A 3,690-nucleotide genomic window follows, 5' to 3' on the forward strand; every position below is an offset into this window, starting at 1 on the left:
GGTGAGGCCTGCGCCGTGGCGGGTACGGCCATGGCCAGTGCCGCTCCAGCACCCAGCGCGAGCACCGCACGTCGGTTGAAACTCAACGTCTTGTCCCCTTCTTCGGAAACCTCTCCACATGCCAGGACGCGCGGGAGATCAACTGGTTGCCGAAATGAGACGTCTCAGTGGACTCGGCGCCAGCACGCCAGGAAGGTCAGCGCGGCGAGCAGCGACCCGGCCGACGAGAGAGAGCACGCGCCCAGGTAGATGACCCACTCGTCGGCGTTCAGACCTTCCTTCGCCAGTGGGAACACCCACAGGATGCCGCCGATCACCAGCCACGCCGCGGCGACCGCCGACCAGAACACCACCAGCACCACCCGGCCGACCCGGCGCGGCCCCGTGTACGGCTCCAGCGATCCCCTGCGCTGCAGCCACCAGGAAGCCAGTGCGGCGACGGCGAGCGAGATGCCGGCGGCGGCGAGGGTGTCGCTGAGCCGGTGCCACTTCGCGATGAGCGTGTACTGGCCGATCGCGGTCGCCCACGGCAGCACGAAGAACAGCATCACCCCGCGCCACTTCCACGGCACGACGATGACCGCCGCGAACAGCACGGTCATCGCGATCGTCGTGTGTCCACTCGGGAGGCTGTTGTGCGCGTAGTCGCCGGTGACCTCGACGAGCCGCGGCCGGGGCAGGACGAACCGCTTGAGCGCCTGCACGACGAGCTGACCGGCGACGATCACACCGACCGCCGCGATCGTGAGGTCCCAGCGCTTTCTCAGCACGCCGATCAGCGCCACGACCAGCACGGCCGCCGCCAGCGAGTAGATCGAGATCCGGCCGAGCGCGGTCCAGGCGGCGTCCGTCTCGGACACGTGGTCCTGGTCGGCGCCGCGCAACGCCGCGTTCTCGATGGTCTGGCCGGCCTTCGTGAGCACCGCGAGCACGTACACCACCGCGGCGAAGACGAACCCCGCCGCCGCGATCACGGGCCACCGTCGAAGAGTCATCCCGGCGAGTCTGCCGCCGTTCGGCCTAACGCGCAGTTCGAAGATCGATTCGGGCCAGCACGGCGGTGACCGCCAGGTCCACGGCGCACTCGAACTCGGCCGCGCGGTCGAACTCGGCGAGGTGCGCCGCCGTCGCCACCACGGCGGGCAGCCCGGACGCCTCCAGCACCGCGCGCCGCGCCCCGTCGTCGCCCCCGAACGCCGGTGCCGCCGACACCTCGCGCAGCAGCGTGCCGATCAACGTCGCGAGCAGCATCCGCAGCAGGTGCACGGCCTGGTCCGGCGCCGCGCCGGCGGCGAGCAGCACCGCCAGCACGGCGTCGACGGGCTTGAGCCCCTCCGGCGACGCCAGCTGGCGGGTCAGCACGAGCGGCGCGGCGGCGGGGTGGGCGAGCGCGCGTTCCCGGAAGGCCAACGCGATGGCCCGCAGGTCGTGCCGGGAGTCGCCGGTGGGCGCGGGCAGCACCAGACCGCCCAGCAGCTGCTCGGTGACGGCGTCGAGCAGGCCGTCCTTGCCGTCGACGTGGTTGTAGAGGCTCTTCGCGTCCACCCCGAGGGCGCGTGCCACGGACCGCATGCCGACGCCCGCCACGCCCTCGGCGTCGATGACCCGCAACGTCGCCGCGACGATCGACTCGCGGGACAGCAGCGGGGTGCGCGGGCGGCCGCGGCGGGTCTCGGTCATGCGGTCATTGTGCCTTGCGGATATCCACACCGTGGGTTTAATCTTCGGCAGCATTAACCCACACCGTGGGTATATTGGAGGGGTGATGCGTTTCCCGTGGGGAACGACCGACGCGGCGGACCTGCCGACGATCGGGACCGGGATCGACACGCTGGCCGGCCTGTCCGCCGTCGAAGGCGGTCCCGGCGCACGGCTGCGGGTCGCCCGCGAGCGCGGTGAGGCGTTCCGGCGGGAGTTCGCCACGACCGGGACACCGGAGAGCATCGTCACGCGCGACCTGGTGACGTTGCCCTACCCGACGCGGTTCGGCCTGTTCAGGGCGTCGCGGGCGATCGCGCCGTTCCTGTCGATCACCAACCGGATGCTGGTGATCCGGTGGCGGGAGGACGGCCGCGAGCGCGTGCTGCTGTTCGAGCCGAGCGACCACGAGCGCGGCCGGTACACGCCGTACTTCGAGGACCTCTCCGGCCGCACGCCCGACGTCGTCGAACGGCGCATGGTCAAGGTCCACGGCACCGTCCCCGGCCACCTCGAACAGCTCGGGATCGCGCCCGAGCAGGTCGACTACCTGATGTTCGACCACCTGCACACCCAGGACCTGCGGCGCTGGATCGGCACCTCGGCCACGCCGGCGTTGTTCCCGAACGCCAAGGTGGTCGTGCAGCGCGACGAGCTGGCCGCGATGGCCGAGCTGCACCCGTTGCAGAAGCCCTGGTACCAGCCGTCGACCTATGCGGACGTGCCGGCGGAGGCGTTCCTGCCGATCGACGGCTCGGTCGTCCTGGGCCCCGGTGTCGCCGTGATCGCGACGCCCGGCCACGTGTTCGGCAACCAGAGCCTGGTCGTCAACACCTCGACCGGCATCTGGGTGAGCAGCGAGAACGTCATCGCCGCGGAGGCACTGACGCCGGAGCACTCGGCACTGCCCGGCCTCGCCTCCTGGTCGCGGCGGTGGCAGCAGGAGGTGGTGCTCAACGCGAACACCGTCGAGACCACCGCCGACCAGTACAACTCGATCGTGCTGGAGAAGACGATCGCGGACCGCAGCCAGGCCGACCCGCGGTTCCTCCAGTTCTTCCCCTCCAGCGAGCTCACCGGCGCGTGGACCAACCCCGGCACCACGCCGACGTTCAGCCACGGCCGCATCGTCCACTGAGGAGTGTTGATGTCATCCCGTTTCGTCCTGCCGTCCGAGGAAGTCCTGCGGGCGCGCGAAAAGCTCGTGCTCGACCACTTCCGCGACGAGGTGGCGCACGACTGGGACGCCACGCTGTCGACGTTCCCGCACCCGCACTACGAGGTCATCGCGCAGATGGTCGTCCACGACGGTGACGCCGCGGTGCGCCAGTACTACACCGACACGCGCGTGGCGTTCCCCGACCAGCACCACGAGCTGATCTCGTTCCGGCACAGCGTGGACGCCGTGATCGTGGAGTTCTGGCTCATCGGCACGCACCTCGGGCCGTTGGGCAAGATCCCGGCGACCGGCGGCAAGCACCGCACGCGCATGAACGCGTACTTCATCTTCGACGCGGACGAGAACCTGGTGACCGAGCGGATCTACTTCGACCAGCTGTCCGTCCTGAAGCAGGTGGTCGGCGGGATCGACCGCAGGAAGCCGAGCGGGATCGCGAAGCTGCTGCAGGTCGTGCGCGGCATGCTCGCGATGGCCGGCGGCAAGCCGGATCCCCGCCTCACCGAGACGACCCCGCCCTCGCTGGACGACTAGGGCGTGTCCTGCGGATCTTTCTCATGATCGTGTGCAGATCATGGTGCGTGGTCGGACGTGGTGAGCTGACGGACAAGGCCTGGGCTGTGATCGCGCCGTTGCTGCCCGCGCAGAGCGGGCAGCAAGGCGGGCGGTGGCGCAGCCACCGTCAGGTGATCAACGCGATCCTGTGGAAGGAACGCACCGGTGCGCCCTGGCGTGACCTGCCGGAACGGTATGGCCCGTGGAAGACCGCGCACGAGCGGCTGCGGAAGTGGACCGCGGACGGGACGTGGGACCGG

At 70.2% G+C, this 3,690-nt stretch carries 5 protein-coding genes; 3 read left to right on the forward strand and 2 right to left on the reverse strand.

Annotated features, from left to right (window positions below; genetic code table 11):
- Positions 1 to 164: 164 nt before the first annotated feature.
- Both VF330_RS26005 and VF330_RS26010 read right to left on the reverse strand, forming a co-directional pair.
- Positions 165 to 995, reverse strand: coding sequence for a phosphatase PAP2 family protein (locus tag VF330_RS26005; protein ID WP_330854301.1), 831 nt, complete (start codon positions 993 to 995; stop codon positions 165 to 167).
- A 25-nt stretch (positions 996 to 1,020) separates the two neighbouring features.
- Positions 1,021 to 1,680, reverse strand: coding sequence for a TetR/AcrR family transcriptional regulator (locus tag VF330_RS26010; protein ID WP_330854302.1), 660 nt, complete (start codon positions 1,678 to 1,680; stop codon positions 1,021 to 1,023).
- A gap of 85 nt (positions 1,681 to 1,765) precedes the next feature.
- Here VF330_RS26010 and VF330_RS26015 point away from each other — a divergent pair, with 85 nt between their 5' ends.
- From VF330_RS26015 to VF330_RS26025, 3 genes are all read left to right on the forward strand, one after another.
- Positions 1,766 to 2,836 carry a hypothetical protein gene (locus tag VF330_RS26015; protein WP_330854303.1) on the forward strand — a complete coding sequence of 357 codons (1,071 nt, stop codon included), beginning with the start codon at positions 1,766 to 1,768 and terminating at the stop codon, positions 2,834 to 2,836.
- 9 nt (positions 2,837 to 2,845) lie between these two features.
- Positions 2,846 to 3,409, forward strand: a complete 564-nt coding sequence (locus VF330_RS26020; RefSeq protein ID WP_330854304.1) for an ester cyclase — start codon at positions 2,846 to 2,848, stop codon at positions 3,407 to 3,409.
- 23 nt (positions 3,410 to 3,432) lie between these two features.
- Positions 3,433 to 3,690 (forward strand): transposase (locus tag VF330_RS26025; protein WP_330854305.1); only part of this gene is annotated, 258 nt, incomplete at its 3' end.

The sequence above is a fragment of the Lentzea sp. genome (assembly GCF_036380075.1).
Taxonomy (GTDB): domain Bacteria; phylum Actinomycetota; class Actinomycetes; order Mycobacteriales; family Pseudonocardiaceae; genus Lentzea.